Below are 18425 nucleotides of genomic sequence, written 5' to 3'. Positions count from 1 at the left end.
GTGATCGACGTGCCAGTTGAACCACGGCAGGACACGCCTCTCGGCGACGCCGACTGTCGGCTGCTTCGCGGGGCTGTTGATGGGCACATCCACGCGTGTCCCCATCTTAACGCTCGGCGCTTGAATGCGCTGGAGGCAGCCGAGCAAGCAGACCGTGCGGGCTTCGCCGGCATTGGTTTGATGGACAATTTCAGCAACTCTGCCGCCATGGCGGCTCTCGTTGGGGCGGCGCGATCTCAGAGCGATTTAGACGTCTTTGGTGGCCTGATTATGGAGCCCCAGGCTGGAGGAATCTCTGTCGAAGCGGTGAGCGCGGCACTCGGCTTAGCCTATCATCAGCTGGACACACCGAAGAGGCCTTGCCGCTTCATCTCGCTGCCGACCCACCACACCCGCCATGTTGCAAAGGCCGAGGGCCGATCGCGGGCTTACATTGACGCTTGCTTTGCGGTGCCAGAAAGCGGCCCGCTCCCCGATGCAGTGCTGAAAATTCTTGATTTGATTGCCGCCAGCGATGTCGTTTTGAATGTTGGGCATCTCAGCGCGCTTGAAGCCCTACGTGTGACCGAACTTGCGAAGGCTGCTGGCGTCCGGCGTATTCTTGTGCCGGCCAACAGCTTTACCGTTCATGATGTTGCCGACCTGACTGGCCTTGGCGCTGTGGTCGAGCTGTCGTTTTTTTTCATGTCGCCCGCTGCAGAGGTTGGCCTTACCCACGTCGACAAAGAGCGCCACACGATTGGTCGCATCAGTGCCTCACAGATGGCCGAGCTCGCCATGGCAGCACCGCCGGGAAGTCTCATTCTGTCGAGCGATTGCGGGGTGTCTATTTTGCCGACCCCGGTGGAGGGTTTGCTCAGTTTTGTCCGAACCCTTGAAGCTTGCGGCGTCCCCAACAACACCCTTGCTGAGGCAATCCGGCACACCCCAGCCAGGTTGTTCAAGGTCGGTTCTAGCGAAGCAACTTCGTTGCAAAGCGTCTGAGCGACCGAATGTGCGCGCGGACCGCGCGCCGCGCTCCAGTTTTATCGTTGGCTTCGAGCGCTGCTAGAATGTCTAAATGTTCGGATGAGTCCGGACCAACGCGATCAGCCAGCCGTTCAATCTCAAATAGCCGCGTCGTAATTCGCAGCGCTTGGATCGTGTCCGCGAGAACTGCATTGCCGCATACATCGGAATACATCGTGTGCAAGTTGTCGTCAGATATCCAATGTGCGTGCGTATGGTATTTGGTTGCGCTCTTGAGTTGGTTCAATTCGGTGCGAACGGCGCGAAACGTCTCTTGATCGATGTGCCCAATCGCTAGCGCGGCCGCCTCGGGCTCAAGGATTTCGCGCACTTTAAGGCTCTCCAAGTACTCCTGAAGGTCCACGCGGCGCACAACAAACGATCGATTTGCGACTTTTACAACAAGCCCTTCGCCTTCCAGCCGTTGCAGTGCTTCGCGGAGTGGCGTTCTCGACACCCCAAGAGCTTCGGCCAACCTTTGCTCAACGACAACTTCCCCGCCGCGAAGCTGGCGTTGGTAGATCATTTCGGAGATGGATTTGTAGGCGAGGCTAGATAGGTTGAGGCTAGCAGACGCGGCAGTCCCGAGTGGTTCAAGAGTATCAGCTAGATCAGGCACGTTCACCGTAGCTTGAAGTTTATCGCGATCCAAAATCAAAAGCCTTTTTCAGTGAACAGTAATCGGCGGGGCATTTGTGGCTGTCCAGGCGCTTCGGACCCCGCTTGTTTACGCGACCTGCTCGATAACTCTTGCCGAAAACGCATAACTCAGCGCCCCCAAAACACCGACCTGCGCTGTCTTCAAGTCTTTCTTGCAAACGGGCCGGCTTTTTCCCAGCGATCTTCGGGTGCTTTCAGCCAACCCATAGCGCACCGTTTGGTACAAACCAAAAAAGCATCTTGCAAAGAAACGAAAATCGCAACAAGCTAAATTGTATACGATGTGTATGCATGCAATGGGCTTTCGATCTTTTTATATGGCTGACAAAGCAATATCGTTCCTCCGCGAGTTGGTGAGTGCGCAATGTGGCGGTGAGCAGGAAGTTCAGTCGCTCATCGCTGCTCGATTGGAAGCGTCCGGCTGCGAAGTCCAAGCGGTTGAGTACGATCCGGACGAGGTGAAGGTGGTCGGTGAGTTTGCCAAGGATGCTGCACGGGCCACCGAACGACGCACCGCAATCGTTGGAACGCTGCCCGGTGATCCAAACAAGCCGAGCTTGTTGATGTTTGCTCATCCCGATGGTGAGCCCGTCGAAGATATCTCCGCATGGTCGCATAACCCCTTCGCGGGTGAAGTCTCTGATGGTCGGCTATACGGCTGGGGCATTGCAGATGATCTCGCCGGTTGTGCGTCCGCAGTCCTGGCAATCGAACAGGCCGCAGAGGCTGGCCAAAATATTGGGCGCGCCGTTTTCGCCTCAACGCCGTCGAAGCGCTACGCGCGGGGTGTCGCGGCTTTGCTGCACGGCGGGCTCTCAGCGGAAGCCGCGCTGTATCTCCACCCTGCGGAATCGGGTGTGGGAATGCGCGAGATCAAAGCGGTGGCGTCGGGACAGATGGAGTTCCAAGTCACTGTGCAAGGCAAGCAACCCGCGACGACGGAGCCGGGGCAGACCGCTTTTGCGCATCTTGCGGTAAACCCGATCGATAAAGCGCTGGTTCTGCGACAGGCTCTTATGGAGCTTGCCGAGGATCGCGCATCCCGGGTCCGCCATCCGCTCATCGAACAAGCGGTGGGCCGCGCGACAAACATCATGGTCTCTCGCATCTTTTGCGGACAGATGCGGCGCTTCTCCCGCATCGATGAGACATGTTCAATGGGATGCGCTGTTTCGTTCCCGCCGGGTGAAACCATGCAGCAAGTTAAGGCTGAGATAACCGCCTGCCTCGAAGCGGCTACTGAAGCCGACCCTTGGCTGCGCGATCATCCTCCACAGATCGATTGGATCACGGGCGTCACGGGCGGCGAAGTCTCTCCCCAACACCCGCTTTACCGAACGGCGGCGGCAGCCGTCCTAAAAGTCACCGGCGACACCCCGCACGTCAATCCGATGCACACCTCCTCGGACATTCGTAACCCTATCGTTGAGGCGGGTATCCCATGCGTGGGCCTCGGATGCCTTGCAGGCGATCTCTCCCAAAATGATCGGCACGACGAGTGGGTCGACGTCGATGACTTTCAACGCATGGTCGATGTCACGGCCACGATTCTCACGGACTGGTGCAGTGGCAAGGCCCACCATCATGGATGAAAAAAAGCCTGCAGGGCTGAAACTCATGGAAAACAGAAAGGAAGTTGTCATGAACCTGTTAAAAGCTAGTGGTCTTGCGATGGGGATCGGCATTGTCGCCGGTCTTGGGCTCCTCGCGAGCCCGCTGCCCAACAGCGGAGAGGCCCACGCTCAGGACTGTCCAGAAGACCTGCCGACGATTGAGCCGGGTAAGCTCACAATGTCGATCAATGCGACATTGCCGCCGCGCCAATTCCTCGACGCAGACGGGAACCTTCAGGGCCTGCACCCAGACTTGGGTAACGAAATTGCCCGCCGGCTTTGCCTTGAGCCTGTGTACATGAATGTCGGATTTGAGGTGCAGATTCCCGGGCTGGCCAGCAAGCGCTGGGACATGGTCAACACCGGTATGTACTACAACCCCGACCGCGCGAAGATCATGCGGATGGTGCCGTACGTTGTGAACGCGTTGGCAATCGTGGTCCAGGAGGGCAATCCACTGGGCATCGACAGCTATGAACAGCTTGCCGGTCAACCGGTCGGGACCGAAATCTCAGGCTTCGCTGACAATCTGATCCGCGAGATTAACGCGGAGCAGGTCGAAGCCGGCATGGAGTCGATGGATATCCAAGCCTTCAACACCTTCGGCGACGCCTTTGCAGCACTGGGGGCGGGGCAGGTTGTGGCCGTTTTTGGACCGGATGCCACAGCCGCCTACCTTGCGGAACGCGGCTCGTTTTCGGTTGGAGCCTCCGGCCTTAATCCAGGCCTTCCCTCGTCTTTTGGTTTCGATGGCGAAACAGGTGAAGAACTCGCCGATGCCGTTTCGGCTGTTCTCAAAGATATGGTTGAAGACGGGACTTATGACGAGATGATGAGCGCATACGGCGCCACCCAGATTCAGTTCTGGGAAGACTACACCGGCGATATCGAGATTTTCTACAACCCTGAATAGCCGATCCGCGCGATGTGTTCTCAGCCGCGGCGCAAACGACGCGCTGCGGCTGAGATCGGGCAGTTTGCCCAAAAAGACAACAATCCAGTCGAGGTAGCAGGTGAATTGGAGCTGGGAAGTTTTCTTCTCATACTTTGTCAACGGTGTGATGGTCCAAGGAGCTTGGACGACCGTCTGGCTGAGCGTCATTTCGATGATTTTGGGTCTTGGTCTAGGGGTGGTTGCCGCCTTGATGAAGATGTACGGCAATCGCGGTCTGCGATGGGTTGCTGAATTCTACATCTGGTTGTTCCGCGGCACGCCAATCCTTATCCAACTGGTGATTATTTACACCGGCCTTCCGCAATTGGGCATCCGTCTGTCTGTCATCGAGTCAGCGATCATCGGGCTTGCTCTCAACGAAGGGGCCTATATCGCCGAGATCATTCGCTCCGGAATAATGTCAGTAGATAAGGGTCAAACCGATGCGTCGCGCGCGGTTGGGATGACCTGGCGGCAGCGCATGTGGATGGTGATCCTGCCCCAAGCGACACGCACGATCATCCCGCCACTCGGCAATCAGTTTAACGGTATGCTCAAGACCACGTCTCTTGCGTCGGTCATTTCTATGGAAGAGTTGATGCGGACGGCTCAAATGCTGGCGCAGGTCGAGTTCCGGGTGCTCGAGTCGTATACCGTCGCCGCCGTTTGGTATTTGATCTTGGTGTCGATCTGGAGTCTCATCCAGATCCGCATCGAAGCGCATTACGAAAAGCCGTTTGGTCCTCAAGCGGCCGTCCCGACAAACGGTAAAAAGAGCCCCGCAGCAGCGGTCGGCGCCACCAGCTAGGTTTGGGTGCGATGCATGGACAACCCGATGGATGACATTAGCGAGGTAACTGTTGGTGCATCGCCCACGCACGTTCGGTCAAAAAGCCGCTCGTTGGGCGAGCCTGTTATTATGATCGCCAGCGTCGAGAAGTCGTTTGCTAGCAACCACGTCCTAAAAGATGTCTCGCTCACCGTACGCAAAGGCGAGGTGGTGGTGATATGCGGACGATCGGGAAGTGGGAAAAGCACGCTTTTGCGCTGTATCGATCAGCTTGAAACCATCGATGGCGGAACAATTCACGCAGCCGGCCATCTCATGGGTATGAAGGACAAAGGCGGTAAGCGCGTGCCGCTGCGCGACTCCGAAATCGCCGTGCAGCAGCGCGACCTCGGTATGGTTTTTCAAAACTTCAACCTGTTTCCGCATGTCAGCGTGATCGAGAACATCATGATGGCACCTGTGCGCGTCATGAAGCGTGATAGAAAGCAGGTTGAAGAAGAAGCTCGCGCGCTACTCAAAAGGGTCGGTTTGCCGGACAAAGAGCACGCCTATCCGCGCCAGCTTTCCGGCGGCCAGCAGCAGCGTGTTGCCATTGCGCGGGCGCTGGCGATGAAACCCAAGGTGATGCTGTTTGATGAGCCAACATCGGCGCTTGATCCCGAGATGATTTCCGAAGTGCTCGATGTGATGGTCGATCTATCGGAACAGGGCATGACCATGATCGTGGTAACCCATGAAATGGGCTTCGCACGCGCCGCCGCCGACCGTGTTATCCTGATGCACGACGGTCGGATCGTTGAGGAAGCGCCGCCGGAGAAGTTCTTCAGTGATCCCGACAGCGAACATACGCGGCTGTTCCTGTCGAAAATCCTCCAGCACTGAGGTGTCTGTGGTGCGAACGGTCCTCGGCGATGTCGACCCGGCAGATGTCGGCATGATCGCGTTCCACGAACATGTTCTGTTTGACATTGTGCCACCCGGACTTCGATGTGATCTCACCGCTGACATTACAATCGAAAACCGGTGGCAAATCGATTATCGATCCAATGAGAGCCCTGCAAACGCGTTTCAAACCGATCCCGACATTGCCGCGACCGAGCTTGAGTATTTCAAGCAGGACGGAGGCGGCCTGATTGTCGACCAGTCGGTTGCCGGGCTTGCTCGGGATGCTGACGGCCTCGCGCGTGCCTCCCAAGCGTCGTCGGTGCATGTGGTGGCCGCTGCCGGTTGCTATACCGATGCTTACGCGCCCGACCATCTGAAGGCCCTGCGCGATGAAGAACTGACGGAGCTTTTCGTTGCAGAGGTCAAGCAGGGCGCAGATGGGGGGACGATCTGTGCTGGCCTGATCGGCGAGATCGGCTGCTCCTGGCCCCTTGAGGCCTTTGAAGCACGGGCGTTAACAGCAGCCTCGCGCGCTGCCATCGTGACCGGTGCTGCTCTGTCAGTGCATCCAGGGCGCTCGCCGAACGCGTGCAATCAAATTCTCGATATCATCGAAGGCGAGGGGCTCGATCTTTCGCGGGTCGTACTTTGCCATATGGATAGAACGCACCCCAACGGGGAGGGCGTACGCGAACTGCTGGAACGCGGAGCAAATGTTGAGTGGGACTTCTTTGGCATCGAACAGTCCCACTATTGGATGGATGACACAGAGCTACCGACAGACCGGGGGCGGTTGCGCCTTATTAAGCGCTTCGCGGACGAGGGCTACGCCGACCAAATTCTGGTCTCGCAGGACATCTGCACCAAAACGCGCATGCGCCGGTGGGGCGGTCACGGTTACGGGCACATCTTTCGCAAAGTGGTACCGCTGATGAACCGGATGGGATTTGACGACGCTCTGATTGACCGTCTGTTGAGAAAGACGCCTTTGCGTCTGCTCACACTTCAAGAGGGAAAGACATGAGCCAAACGTTTCGCGGCACGTACACCGTCATGGTGACGGCGTTCGACACGAAGGGCCGCCTCGACCTCGATGCGCAGGCCCGCTTCACTGACTGGCAGATCCGTGAGGGCATCCATGGACTAATCCCGCTCGGCTCCACCGGTGAATTCCTCTCTATGACTGCCGATGAGCGCAGGGCCCTGGCGAAATGCGTCATCGACACGGCGGCAGGTCGCGTCCCAGTTGTGGTTGGCGCGGGAGCTGAGAGCACCGACGACGTGATCGCCAACGTCACCATGGCCGAAGAGCTTGGCGCGGATGGGACGATGATCATTCCGCCCTTCTATTCGACGCCGACCTGGGATGAGCTAATCCACCATTTCGGGCGCGTAGGCGAGGCGGCCACGCGCCCGATCATGATCTACAACAACCCGGCAACAGCAAACGTGGACCTCACACCGCCGCTGGTAGCGGAACTCTCCAGGCTGCCCAACATCGACTACATCAAGGAAAGCACGATGGATGTGACTCGCATTCGCGACATCCTTGAACTGTGCGAGGGCCGCATGACCGTCTTCGGCGGGATCATGGGATTCGAGAGCTTTGTCGAAGGCGCGGATGGCTGGGTTGCTGTTGGCTCCAACATAATGCCCGCGGCACTGGCTAAGCTGTTCACGCTGACCGCTGACGATGAGGACTACCGCGCCGCGAAAGCTCTCTATCGAGAGGTCTTGCCGATTATCCGCCTCGTTGCCGGACATCGCTACGTTTCAGGCAGCAAGGCGGCGCTTAACTTGATCGGCTACCCCATGGGCGTTCCCCGGCCACCGCGATTGCCGCTGCCGCAAAGTGAAATGGCAGAAGTGGAAGCCGCGCTCACCGCTGTCGGCCTTTTGCCACGCAACGTCGCCTGAATGGATGAGCTGACCTTTCACTTCGACGGAAGGTCGTACAGCGCCAACCGGGGCGACAGCATCGCTGCTGCGTTGTCTGCGGCAGGTGTTCATACGCTCGGCACACGGCGAAGCGGACGCCCCCGCGCAGCCTTTTGCGGCATGGGTGTTTGTCATGACTGCCTGGTTACGGTCGATAGTGTGCGCGGAGAGCGCGCCTGTATGACCCGGGTGCGCCAAGGCATGACCGTTCAGCGCGAAGATGAACGCAGCTTCGCCGACGGTACGAAGGCTCCTCGTCCAGCAACCTCAGAGGCCATCAATGCTGACTTGGCAATCATCGGCGCCGGCCCCGCCGGGCTGTCAGCTGCGCTTGGGGCAGCGGATGCCGGCGCGGATGTAGTGGTGCTTGATGAACGCGGCGAAGCGGGTGGTCAGTATTACAAACCACGAAGCGAAGGGCATCGCGGAAGCACGCTGCTCGATCGCCAGCACCTCCGTGGCAAAGCGCTGCGCGCGAAGGTCAGTGCATCTGGCGCGCGGTTCATTGCGGGACAAAGCGTCTGGTTCGCCCGCAGGAACGAAGCGGGGTTTGAAATCAGAACCCTGGGTCAAGAGCGTGCCTATCGCGTTCAGTCCCGCGCTGTCATTATTGCTACTGGCGCCTATGAGCGCCCAGCGATGGTGCCTGGCTGGACACTTCCCGGAGTGATGACGATCGGTTCCGCCCAAACGCTCGTCCGCCGCTATGGTGTCGTGCCGGGAAAACGCATCCTTATCGCGGGCCATGGCCCGCTTGGAATGCAGCTCGCCAGCGAGCTGGCGGATTTGAATGCCGACATGGTGGCGCTTGCAGACCGAGGTCGTCCGGCGCCCGGGCTCGCCCTTCTCTCGGCGGCCCTTGCCGACCCCCGGCTGGTTGCCGATGGGGCCGCCTATCGCCTCGCGTTGATGCGGGCGAGGACGCCTTTCTTATCCGGGTGGGAGCTTTGCCGGATCGAAGGCGAAGACCGAGCAGAAGCGGCGGTGCTGCGGCAGATCTCGACGGGCAAGGAGAAGCGCTTCGAGGTCGACTGCGTGGTTGCTGGCGATGGATTTGCGGCGCAACTGGAGTTGGCGCGGCTTCTCGATGTGCCGGTGAAGACCGACGTTACGACGGGCGATGTGCGTCCCATGAGACAGGCTGATGGCACGACGCCTACGCCCGGCGTGTGGATCGCAGGAGACGCCGGGGGACTGGGCGGTGCCCAGATCGCCACGCGCCAGGGCGAGCTCAGCGCTCTTTCCGCGCTTCAGTACTTAGGCATCCCTTCGTCGGCGGACACCAAGCGGGCCATGCGCAACCTCAACTGGGCGCAACGCTTTCAGAGTGCACTATGGTCAATGTACCGCGCACCGGCGCGCGGACCGATATGCGATCAGACCATCCTGTGTCGCTGCGAAGAGGTCAGTGCAGGAACCGCACGCGCGGCGATTGCGGATGGTGCAGATGACCCGGCGGTTCTCAAGCGAAAGACGCGGATCGGGATGGGGCGCTGCCAGGGACGCTACTGCCTACCGCAAGCGCTCAAGCTGTTCGATGCGGCGGGGATAAAGGCAGATTCATCTGCGCTTTTTGCACCTCAGATTCCAGCGAGACCAACTCAACTAGGAGCGCTTGCCCTGGAGAAGCCGGAATGGGGCGGTCATCGTGAGGGTGCTCCCGCCATCAGGCCCGATCGAGCAGCGCTAGCACCAATGCCTGTTGAAGCCGCCGATCTTGTCATCATCGGGGCTGGGGTGACGGGCGTCAGTGCGGCGCTCTATGCGGCGCGCGCGGGCGCGAAGGTTGTCTGCGTCGACCGAGGGCGGGTGAACGGTGAAGCATCTGGCGGCAATGCCGGCAGCTTACATTTGCAGCTCTTATCCTGGGACTTTGGCGGTAAGGCCGTCGGTGATGGCAGTCTTCAGCTGCAAACGCTACCGCTGCAGCAGGAGTCGATTGCGTTGTGGCGCGAGCTGGAATCTGAGCTTGACGTAGATTTCGAGATGGCCGTGACAGGCGGCTTGATGGTCGCCGAAGACACCGACCAGATCAGGTTCCTCATAGCGAAGGTTGAAGCTGAGGCCCGTGTAGGCATCCACACCGAGGTCATCGACGGTGCCCGGGTGCGAGAGATCGCGCCCGCTGTCTCTGACGAGATCGTTGCGGCGGCATGGTGCCCAGATGAAGGCAAGATCGATCCGCTTGTTGCAACGCCACTGCTTGCAAAAGCTGCGCGCGCTGCAGGCGCGCAGATCGAGGAATTCGCACCGGTGACGGGCGTCGCGCGCAACGGTTCCGGCTACGTTGTCGATACGCCGCGCGGCACGATCAAGGCTGCCCGCGTTCTCATCGCGACCGGTGGTTGGTCGTGCCAGCTGGGAAGTATGTTGGGAGCGGAGTTACCCATCCGTGGCGCGCCGCTGCAAATGGTCGTTACTGCGCCGAGCCCTCCCTTGGTACCATGTCTGCTGGCCCATGCAGACCGTCATCTATCGATGAAGCAAGCAGCGTCGGGCTCCATCATCATAGGCGGTGCATGGCCGGGCAACACAAACCATCAAGGGTGTAGCGAGGTCTTGCCGGACAGCCTGGAGGGCAACCTCTGGGTCGCGGCCAGGACGGTACCCGACGTGGCCAATTTGCAGGTGATCCGCAGCTGGGCCGCCATGAACATCGACATAGATGGGGCGCCCCTATTGGGATCGGTACCCGGTTTTGCCGGGATTACGGTTGCCGCGACCGCGAACGGCTATACGCTTGGCCCGCTGATGGGCAGGGAAGCTGCCAACATCGCTTTGTCGGGTCGAGCCCGTCAGGATCTCGAAGGGTTCTCCCTTGACCGCTTCGGATAAGCTCAGGCTCGCTCTGGTTGGACCCGGCCGCTGGGGACGCATCCTTGTGGAGGCGGTCCAGAACGTTTCAGACACCGTCATCTTTACGCATGCCGTTGCGCGCAACCCTGATAAGGTAGCTGAATGGTGCCGAAGCCGAGCTATCGAGCTGAGCACCGACCTATCGGATGTTCTCAAGAATTCCGACGTTGATGGCATTGTTCTCGCCACACCGCACTCGCAACACGCGGGGCAGATCGTTGAGATCGCAGGTGCAGGAAAGCACCTGTTCTGCGAGAAACCCATCGCTTTGTCCCTGGAGGACGCCCGGCGCGCCCTTCATGCTGCCTCATCGGCAGTGATCGTCTTCATGCCCGGCCACAACCGGCGGTTTCTGCCCGCCATCGCCGAAATGAAGTCCCGCCTTGATTCCGGCGATCTGGGAAAGCTGCTGCACGCTGAAGGCAATATGAGCAGCCATGTAGGCTACGGTGAGGTCTATACCGCCGACATATGGCGAGTGGCCCCAGGCGAAAGCCCGGCCGGTGGCCTGGCAGCGGCAGGTTTTCACCTCATCGACCTTATGATCCATCTTCTTGGCCCAATCGATGCCGTGACAGCTCAAAGCCACCGATTGGTCCATTCGATCAAACACGATGATACCACGAGCATGCTTCTGCGGTTCGGCTCTGGTGCGACAGGCTCGATCAGCACGCTCACGGCAACCGCCCAGATGTTTCAATTACGGGTCTTCGGAGAAAAAGGGTGGTTGGAGTTGCGTGGACAGGATGAACTCGCTTTCAAGCCCGTGAATGGTGCATGTGAGAGGCTATCTCTTCCAAAGGTGTCGACGGAGCGCCTTGAGCTTGAAGCGTTCGCGGATGCAATCCGAACAAGGACGCTGTCACCGATCCCTCAATCCGAGATCCTTAACGGCATCGCTGCTTTCGAGGCTGTGGTATCGTCCGTCGAGTCAGGCACTTGGGTCTCGTGTTGACGAAGTCAAAGGTCGGGCGCGGCGGTAGACCCAGCGTGCCAGCAATATCCTATCTTGATCGTTGGGCAGAACCGTCAGCTTGTTCAAAAGCGCTGATCTCCAACGCGTAAGTTTGAACCGCCGTATCGAAGAAGAAGGCTGCCTGATCGTTCTCGTTCCAGCCCTGAGTGAGCTCTATAAACGCGTTAATAGCTTCAGGTCCGGGGCAAGCCAGATCGTGGACCGGGTAGTCGGTACCCATCATCATGCGACTTGGTCCGAAGAGGTCGGTTAGCGGGTCAAAAACGCGGCGCAAGCTCGGCACTGTCCAATTCGAATCGTGCACCTGAAGGGCCGAGACCTTGACCACCGCATTCGGCAACTCTGCAAGCTTGGCCATGCTTCGTCGCCATGCATGCAGCCCTGCGGGCGATTGGTCGCGCGGCGCGCCCGCGTGCTCAATCGCTACCTTGAGCTGGGGAATTGTTTTTAAACAGGTATGCGCATCCCCTATTTGGTTTGGTTCCAGCATCAGATCAAAGACGAGGTTCTCGGCAGCAAGGGCCGCAAGGCCGACCTTAAAGCGCGGTGAAGACAGAAGGTCCGCGGCACGTGCGAAGCTTGGCCTATCGTGGACGTAAGCCACGATATCGCGGACCCCGACGACTGCCGGACAGTTGGTGCGAAGCTCGGCAAGGCGTTCGTGAATGTCAGGGGCGTCGAGTGGGCAGTGCGCGACAAAGCCGGTTGCAACTCTTTTTCCAGACTGTCTTCCCCAGCTTGCTGCGTGCTTCGCTTCCAAGACTGGATCGTCAGCATGTCCTTCGACAACGACAGAGCCTGCGATGGAAAACCCAGCGAAGGTGTTGGCGTAGTCTTCGGGCGTCACGTCGTGTGCGAGTGCTTCGCGGCTCGGATCCAGCAACCAGCTGTAATTGCCTTTTAAGGGCGCCCACAGATGGTGATGTGCGTCAATGATTGGGCCATTGTAGCGCGCCATTGGCTCTCACAATTCGGGAGTGACAGGCTTTTCAGTTGCAAGCGCCTCCTCCGCTGCCACCATCAGCGAAACGGCGCGCAAACCGTCCTCAAGTCCGACAATTGGGGTCTTGTCCGCAGCGAGGCAGTCCACAAAGTGGTCGACTTCGATACGTAATGCGCCCTCTACACGGCCATGTATCACGGTCTGGTGCCTTAACCCGGCAGGCCTGAAGCCTTCGATCTGATCAAATGCGATCAACTGCTGGCTACGCATTGACATGTCGTTGGATATGAAACCCTCACGCCCAAAGACGTCTAGGCGATTGTTGCCAGCGCCGGACCAAACGCTGGGCTTTGCGAAGTCAGTATAGGCAGGCGGCAGGTTCCAAGCGCTTTCTACAGTGCCGATAGCGCCGCCCGCGAAACGCACCGTTGTCACAACGTGATCATCCAACCCAAACTGTTCATAAAGGGGACCGCGCCCCGCGACCGCATAAACGTCGATGATCGGCGCTGGGTGGACCCACCGCAAAAGATCAAAATCGTGCACTCCGAGGACCTTCAGCGTTGATGAAATCCCAGCAAATCTCGGCGCTTCTACGGGTGCGAATTGTCGTCGAGCCATCACGGACACAACCGATCCGCATACACCCTCGTCTAGCGCGGCTTTCAGCTGAGCGGAGCCAACTTCAAAACGCTCCACATGGCCCGCCATCACCATGATGCCCGCGTTTCGCGCAATCTCGATCATTGATTGAATCGTGCTCACGTCCGCAGCGACCGGCTTTTCTACCAGCGCCGCGACACCGTGTTCAGCTGCCAATTGCAGGTGTTCGAGATGCGCATGTTCAGGTGTGGCGATGATAACCCCGTCGAGCTTTCCCTCGGCAAAGAGGTCGGTCGGCTCGGTGTAAGCTTTTGCGCCTAAGCTCTCACTGAGTGCGCCGACCTTCTCGTAGTCAAGGTCGCAAAGCGCAACGAGCCTTGCCTTCGCACCTTCCGCAAGAATGCGCGCGTGCCACGCGCCAATCGCCCCCACTCCGATGACGCCGACCCGCAACTCAGTCATCAGACGATGGTACCACCGTCAACGAGGATGTCCTGGCCTGTGATGTTGCCCGCAGCATCGGACAGAAGAAAATGAACGGCGTTTGCAACGTCCTCATCCGAACTCATTCGGCCGAGAGCAGCTGTCTTGCAGAAATTGGCGTAGACCTCTTCGTAGGTGATCCCCATTCGTTCAGCCTGTTCTCCGAGTTGGCGCGTCAGACGAGGGCCGTCCACGCCGCCCGGCGATACCATATTGACCCGCACCGCAGCCGCGCCTGCTTCAAGGGCGGCGGATTTCGTGAACCCGCGAAGCGCCCATTTCGTTGCGCCGTATGCGCTGGCATCCCGCACACCTTTGAAACCGAACGTTCCGCCTACATTGACGATGGAGCCGGCCTTGTCGGTGATCATGCGTGGCAAGAGAAACTTCATGGTTAGGAATGTGCCCATCACGTTGACATCGAACACTTCTTCGACGTCGGCCAACGTGTGCTCCCAGATCTTCTTGCCGGACGGTCCCGTCGTTCCCGCGACATTGACAAGGTCCCAACGGACTGAACCGAAGGCGTCAAACGCTTTCGCAACCGCCGAGCCCGTGCTGTCCTCGCTTGTGATGTCACAGGAGAATATCTCGGCGCGCTTGCCGAGAGCCCGCACCTCTTCGGCTACCGCCTCCATCGCATCCAAATCGCGGCCCGCCATCGCTACATCGGCGCCGGCACGCACGAGGCACAGAGTAACAGCGCGCCCCATACCTTTTGCAGGCCCTGTGATGAACACTGTGTGTCCATCAAGACTGAAGGGGCTAAGGCTCCTGTTCATTGGTTGAGGCTCCTTTCGATGCGGACCGTCAACGCGAAGATCATGAAGGCTAACGCAATGGTCAGCACAACGCCGGCCCACATCAGGGGCAATTGTCGAGAAGCTCCAGCTTCAAGGATCAAGGTCCCGATGCCGGGCGCCCCCGAAAGCCACTCAGCCAACATCGCTGCGAGCAGTCCGCTTGTTGCCGCTGTGCGGAGCCCGGTGAAGATATGCGGCGTGGCATAGGGCACGCGAACTTTGAAGAACGTCTGCAACCATGTCGCGCCGCAGACATGCATCAGCTCTAACGCTTCCCGATTGGTTGATCGAAACCCTCGCGTTGCATTTACCATCATCGGAAAGAAGGCGACGATCACAACGACCGCAATCGACGTGGCTTGGCCGCGCCCAAAAATGAGAATGAGCAGGGGGGCGATAGCCAATACTGGGGCTGTCCGAATGGTGATGACAATCGGCATCATCGCCCGCGCCAACCCATCCGACATGGTGAACAGGGTGGCGAGTGTCACCGCGACCAGGAAAGCTGTCGCGAGGCCGAGAAGGGCACTTTGCAACGTGTAGCCAACTGCGCCACTCAGACGGCTCCAATCGTTTTGAAGCGCTTCGAAGACACTTAATGGCGCTGGAACGACAAAGCTAGGCAAGTCCAGCGCTACGATTGCTGTTTGCCAAAACAGCAACAAAATCAGTAGGGTTACGGTGGCGAAGATGACACTTCGGTAGAGTGCCTTGAGCCTGCCTGCTGCCAAATCGCCGCGGGTTGGCACCAGGCTTGGGTTTGGTTGATCGATGACCCGCGCCATGGTTCTAACGCTCGGCCCCCAAGTCGCTGGACGAGCGGTGCCACACGACGATCCTGTCTTCCGCAAGCGCAACAATTCCGTAGCTAACGGCTGTAATGGCGCTGACGGCGATGATCCCAACCCAGACGAGCGGAACGTTGAACGAGAACAGCGCGTAAATGATCATGGTACCCAAGCCACGGTCTGTACCCATCCACTCCGCGATAAGCGTTCCCAGGAGAGCCAGGGGTGCCGCGATCTTCAGCGCCGAGAAAATGAAGGGAAGGGCACTGGGTAGGGCGAGACGTGTGAGAACTTGCCAGCGCGTTGCCGAAAGCACATGGAATAGTTCCCGAGACGTTGGGTCGGCTGATTTGAACCCTTGGATGAGCCCGACCAACATGGGGAACAAGCCAGCTATCGCAGCTGTCACAACATGCAATGTGATCCCGTTACCAAGCCAGATCATAAAGATGGGCGCGACTGCTATCAGTGGCGTCGAATCGACGAGGATTCCGAAAGTGAACACGCCGCGCTCCGCACGCGGCCAGGACACCGCAAATGCAGCCAAAGCGGCGGCGACAAGCGCTGCGCACAGATACCCGATCGCTGCTGACCTGATCGTCGAACTCGCGTGGTAGAACAGGTCATCCCATTCAGTAAGGAACGCGGCCCAAACCTGGGTTGGGGACGGTACTGTAATGGGTAATAGGTCTGCTGCGAAGGCAAGTTCCCAAACGACGAGGAGACCGGCAATCACCAATATTGGAGGGAGCACGTTGCGGGCGAGGGGCGCAAATCCTGCGGTGCGCGGGTTCGTCGATTGTCTGTTTGTGCCAGTGCTGACTGCGTCAACCATTGGCGACCAGCGGAAGGCGTTGCGGAGAACGATCGCCCGCGTCAGAAGTCGTGCTGGACGACGGTTCAGAACCGAAAAGCGCTGTGCGTACCGCGTTCTCATAAGCGTTGAAGGCAGGAGTAAGCTGTAGGCTCAGCTCGCGCGGACGTGGCAGATCCGTCTCGATACTCTCCGCCAGACGCCCGGGATGGGCCGACAGGACATGGATCGTGTCGGCCATGAACACAGCCTCGGATATCGTGTGCGTCACCAGAATTGCCGTGGTGTTGGTCTCTCGCCAGATCCGAAGCAACTCGAGATTCATCCGCTGTCTGGTGATCTCATCAAGCGCCCCAAAAGGCTCGTCCATCAGCAGAACCTTGGGATCGAGCGCCAGTGCACGAGCAATGGCCACGCGTTGTTGCATCCCACCAGAGAGCTGTGCCGGTCGTGCCTGCTCGAAGCCGTGTAGGCCGACTAGATCGATCAACGCTTGCGGGCTGCGTGACCCTTTGATGCCCGAGAGCTCGCTTGGAAGGCCCACATTGTCGAGGACTGTCCGCCAAGGAAGCAACGTCGCGTGCTGAAACACGAACCCAATCTGGTGGGATTTTCGCGCATGCGCGGGCGGTTGCCCTCCAATAGAGATTCCGCCTCTAGTCGGCTGAAGGATATCGGCGATGAGCCGCAACAAAGTCGATTTTCCGCAGCCCGATGGCCCGATGAGTGCGGTGAAGCTGCCGCTAGGAAATCTCAGTGACACATCGTCTAGCGCCAAGACATCGTTGCCCTTATCGAGGCTGAAACGTTTGGATACACTGTCGACCGTGATCGTCGTCATGAAACGAGCGCGCGCTTTTGCGCAACCTTTTCAACTGGTGTGGTGGATTGCGTGTGACAGCCGCATCGGTAGTAGTCGCGGTAGGCATCCGCGATGGCATCCAAGACTTTCAGGTCAACACTGGCAGCAGCTCGCCGCACGCGCTCAATGAGTTCGTCTTCCGCCGCTTCAAGATCGGCACCCATAAGCCTGCCAGCTGAAACGATCTGCTGTCCCGCTACCCAAACCTCATCGACGTGGTTCCTGGTCGCGCGGGTGAGAATGAGATCAATCAGGTCCGTACGTCCCGGAAGTACATCGCGTTGGATTGCGCCGGTATCGAGCACCATAAGATCGCCCGGTGCGCCGGGGCTGATCGGCTGTGCCGATCCTGGACCGAGGATGGCATCACGCCCGGTGAAGAGCACCGCCTCCAGCAGGTCGGCGCGGCTAAGTGTGTCGGTGAAACCGAACCCGCGCTGGATATGCCAAAGCAACCGCATTTCGCGCAGACCGTCTTCGTCATCGTCAAATGCCATCCCGTCCATGCCCATGCCGAAGCGAACGCCCGCGGCCATGAAGTCGGCAACCGGTGCGATGCCGGATCGCAAGCGCAGATTGGAGGACGTGTTCACCGAGACATAGACGCCGCGCTCAGCGAGAAGGTCGCACTCCCCGCGGGTCAGATAGGTGCCATGAGCAACCGTAAGCCGCTCGGACAACAGCCCGATACCATCGAGGTGCTGGAGGAGACCATTCGGATAATGCGCGTCCGCCCATTCCCTTTGGGCTTTGGTCTCAAACAGGTGCATGTGAATTCGGCGATCATGATTTGCGGACCGCTCCGCTATCAACTCCAAACTCTCGTCATTGACCCATTGCGGTGCGATGGGGCCGTATTGAACCGACACCAGATCATCGGAAAGTTCGAACAGCTGGTCCGCAACGGCTATTTGATCCCCAAAGCTCGGCACAGCCGCTGCATTGTCACGTATTTGCTCTGCCGCACGGTCCGGCAATCGGTCATACAGCGGCTTAGGGTCGCCGTAGGCGACTGGATTGTGTCCAAAAATCGGGGTTGCAAAGGCGAGGCGCACACCCACCGTGCGGGCGGCGCGGGCGACCGCTTGAGCTTCTTCCTCAAGCGTCCGGAAGTCGGCGGTGTTGTGGCAGTGGTTGATGATGGCGATGCCGCTGGTCGCCATACGTCCAACTGCAACAAGCGCTCGCAAGTATGGATCGACGGCAGGCTCCAAACCCAAGCGTGTCAGCCAGATCTCCAGTGCGTCGTCGAGTGCACCAAAGGCGAGCGTGCGCATCCCGCGCCCATGGTCATGAGCGTTTGCAAGCACGGGCATCGCCAGCCTTGCGCCCGACTTGTTGTAGGGTTCGCAGTAAACACCGCGCACGTTTGCGCCATCGAACATGAGTTCGCCTGCTCCGCTTACTGGTTTGTCGGCAGAGGCAAGAAGGTGGTCGAAAACCACCTTCCTCCGGGCGTGGTTGGACTG

Annotated in this window: 17 protein-coding genes; 9 read left to right on the top strand and 8 right to left on the bottom strand. The window is 59.0% G+C overall.

Features of this window, described 5'->3' with window-relative positions:
- Positions 1–9: 9 nt before the first annotated feature.
- Complete coding sequence (locus tag AAF739_04620) at positions 10–984, top strand: DUF6282 family protein (GenBank protein MEM6381937.1); 975 nt, start codon at positions 10–12, stop codon at positions 982–984.
- Here the strand turns inward: AAF739_04620 and AAF739_04615 are convergent.
- Entirely contained in the window at positions 953–1627 is a 675-nt protein-coding gene (locus AAF739_04615; protein MEM6381936.1) for a GntR family transcriptional regulator, read from the bottom strand. The genes AAF739_04620 and AAF739_04615 overlap by 32 nt on opposite strands.
- Positions 1628–1985: 358 nt before the next feature.
- Here AAF739_04615 and AAF739_04610 point away from each other — a divergent pair, with 358 nt between their 5' ends.
- The 8 genes from AAF739_04610 (at position 1986) to AAF739_04575 (ending at position 11639) form a co-directional block, all read left to right on the top strand.
- On the top strand, positions 1986–3260 hold the full coding sequence (locus AAF739_04610) for a M20/M25/M40 family metallo-hydrolase (protein ID MEM6381935.1): 1275 nt from the start codon (positions 1986–1988) through the stop codon (positions 3258–3260).
- 49 nt (positions 3261–3309) lie between these two features.
- Positions 3310–4194, top strand: a complete 885-nt coding sequence (locus AAF739_04605) for an ABC transporter substrate-binding protein (protein MEM6381934.1) — start codon at positions 3310–3312, stop codon at positions 4192–4194.
- Between the two features lie 148 nt (positions 4195–4342).
- Positions 4343–5023 (top strand): amino acid ABC transporter permease, encoded by a 681-nt coding sequence (locus AAF739_04600; protein MEM6381933.1) that lies wholly within the window; start codon positions 4343–4345, stop codon positions 5021–5023.
- 27 nt (positions 5024–5050) lie between these two features.
- Positions 5051–5887, top strand: coding sequence for an amino acid ABC transporter ATP-binding protein (locus tag AAF739_04595; GenBank protein MEM6381932.1), 837 nt, complete (start codon positions 5051–5053; stop codon positions 5885–5887).
- A gap of 10 nt (positions 5888–5897) precedes the next feature.
- Positions 5898–6914: an aryldialkylphosphatase gene (locus tag AAF739_04590; protein ID MEM6381931.1), complete on the top strand. Its 1017-nt coding sequence runs from the start codon at positions 5898–5900 to the stop codon at positions 6912–6914.
- Positions 6911–7807: a dihydrodipicolinate synthase family protein gene (locus tag AAF739_04585; protein ID MEM6381930.1), complete on the top strand. Its 897-nt coding sequence runs from the start codon at positions 6911–6913 to the stop codon at positions 7805–7807. The genes AAF739_04590 and AAF739_04585 overlap by 4 nt, the downstream gene beginning before the upstream one ends.
- A complete protein-coding gene (locus AAF739_04580) occupies positions 7808–10663 on the top strand; it encodes an FAD-dependent oxidoreductase (GenBank protein MEM6381929.1) in 2856 nt (951 codons plus the stop codon). It begins immediately after the preceding gene.
- On the top strand, positions 10647–11639 hold the full coding sequence (locus AAF739_04575; GenBank protein MEM6381928.1) for a Gfo/Idh/MocA family oxidoreductase: 993 nt from the start codon (positions 10647–10649) through the stop codon (positions 11637–11639). The genes AAF739_04580 and AAF739_04575 overlap by 17 nt, the downstream gene beginning before the upstream one ends.
- A gap of 49 nt (positions 11640–11688) precedes the next feature.
- On the opposite strand, the gene AAF739_04570 is transcribed toward AAF739_04575, so the two are convergent.
- From AAF739_04570 to AAF739_04540, 7 genes are read right to left on the bottom strand one after another with little or no spacing between them, the layout of a single operon-like run.
- On the bottom strand, positions 11689–12618 hold the full coding sequence (locus AAF739_04570) for an amidohydrolase family protein (GenBank protein MEM6381927.1): 930 nt from the start codon (positions 12616–12618) through the stop codon (positions 11689–11691).
- A gap of 6 nt (positions 12619–12624) precedes the next feature.
- Positions 12625–13668, bottom strand: a complete 1044-nt coding sequence (locus AAF739_04565) for a Gfo/Idh/MocA family oxidoreductase (GenBank protein ID MEM6381926.1) — start codon at positions 13666–13668, stop codon at positions 12625–12627.
- On the bottom strand, positions 13668–14471 hold the full coding sequence (locus tag AAF739_04560) for an SDR family oxidoreductase (protein MEM6381925.1): 804 nt from the start codon (positions 14469–14471) through the stop codon (positions 13668–13670). Before AAF739_04560 ends, AAF739_04565 begins: the two co-directional genes overlap by 1 nt.
- Positions 14468–15277, bottom strand: coding sequence for an ABC transporter permease (locus AAF739_04555; GenBank protein MEM6381924.1), 810 nt, complete (start codon positions 15275–15277; stop codon positions 14468–14470). The genes AAF739_04560 and AAF739_04555 overlap by 4 nt, the downstream gene beginning before the upstream one ends.
- A gap of 4 nt (positions 15278–15281) precedes the next feature.
- A complete protein-coding gene (locus tag AAF739_04550; protein ID MEM6381923.1) occupies positions 15282–16115 on the bottom strand; it encodes an ABC transporter permease in 834 nt (277 codons plus the stop codon).
- Positions 16108–16935 (bottom strand): ABC transporter ATP-binding protein, encoded by an 828-nt coding sequence (locus AAF739_04545; GenBank protein MEM6381922.1) that lies wholly within the window; start codon positions 16933–16935, stop codon positions 16108–16110. The genes AAF739_04550 and AAF739_04545 overlap by 8 nt, the downstream gene beginning before the upstream one ends.
- Positions 16932–18401 carry an amidohydrolase family protein gene (locus tag AAF739_04540; protein MEM6381921.1) on the bottom strand — a complete coding sequence of 490 codons (1470 nt, stop codon included), beginning with the start codon at positions 18399–18401 and terminating at the stop codon, positions 16932–16934. Before AAF739_04540 ends, AAF739_04545 begins: the two co-directional genes overlap by 4 nt.
- Positions 18402–18425 lie beyond the last annotated feature (24 nt).

It is taken from the genome of Pseudomonadota bacterium (assembly GCA_039024915.1).
Classification (GTDB): domain Bacteria; phylum Pseudomonadota; class Alphaproteobacteria; order Rhizobiales; family MH13; genus MH13.
The sequence above is the reverse complement of the archived record's forward strand: the minus strand, read 5'-3'. Positions and strand labels throughout refer to the sequence as shown.

Bases quoted from the DNA above. Each gene is read 5' to 3' on its own strand.
- AAF739_04580 (MEM6381929.1), top strand. From the start codon at position 7,808: ATGGATGAGCTGACCTTTCACTTCGACGGAAGGTCGTACAGCGCCAAC.
- AAF739_04565 (MEM6381926.1), bottom strand. From the start codon at position 13,668: ATGACTGAGTTGCGGGTCGGCGTCATCGGAGTGGGGGCGATTGGCGCG.
- AAF739_04560 (MEM6381925.1), bottom strand. From the start codon at position 14,471: ATGAACAGGAGCCTTAGCCCCTTCAGTCTTGATGGACACACAGTGTTC.
- AAF739_04605 (MEM6381934.1), top strand. From the start codon at position 3,310: ATGAACCTGTTAAAAGCTAGTGGTCTTGCGATGGGGATCGGCATTGTC.
- AAF739_04600 (MEM6381933.1), top strand. From the start codon at position 4,343: ATGGTCCAAGGAGCTTGGACGACCGTCTGGCTGAGCGTCATTTCGATG.
- AAF739_04570 (MEM6381927.1), bottom strand. From the start codon at position 12,618: ATGGCGCGCTACAATGGCCCAATCATTGACGCACATCACCATCTGTGG.
- AAF739_04555 (MEM6381924.1), bottom strand. From the start codon at position 15,277: ATGGCGCGGGTCATCGATCAACCAAACCCAAGCCTGGTGCCAACCCGC.
- AAF739_04550 (MEM6381923.1), bottom strand. From the start codon at position 16,115: ATGGTTGACGCAGTCAGCACTGGCACAAACAGACAATCGACGAACCCG.
- AAF739_04585 (MEM6381930.1), top strand. From the start codon at position 6,911: ATGAGCCAAACGTTTCGCGGCACGTACACCGTCATGGTGACGGCGTTC.
- AAF739_04545 (MEM6381922.1), bottom strand. From the start codon at position 16,935: ATGACGACGATCACGGTCGACAGTGTATCCAAACGTTTCAGCCTCGAT.
- AAF739_04595 (MEM6381932.1), top strand. From the start codon at position 5,051: ATGGATGACATTAGCGAGGTAACTGTTGGTGCATCGCCCACGCACGTT.
- AAF739_04610 (MEM6381935.1), top strand. From the start codon at position 1,986: ATGGCTGACAAAGCAATATCGTTCCTCCGCGAGTTGGTGAGTGCGCAA.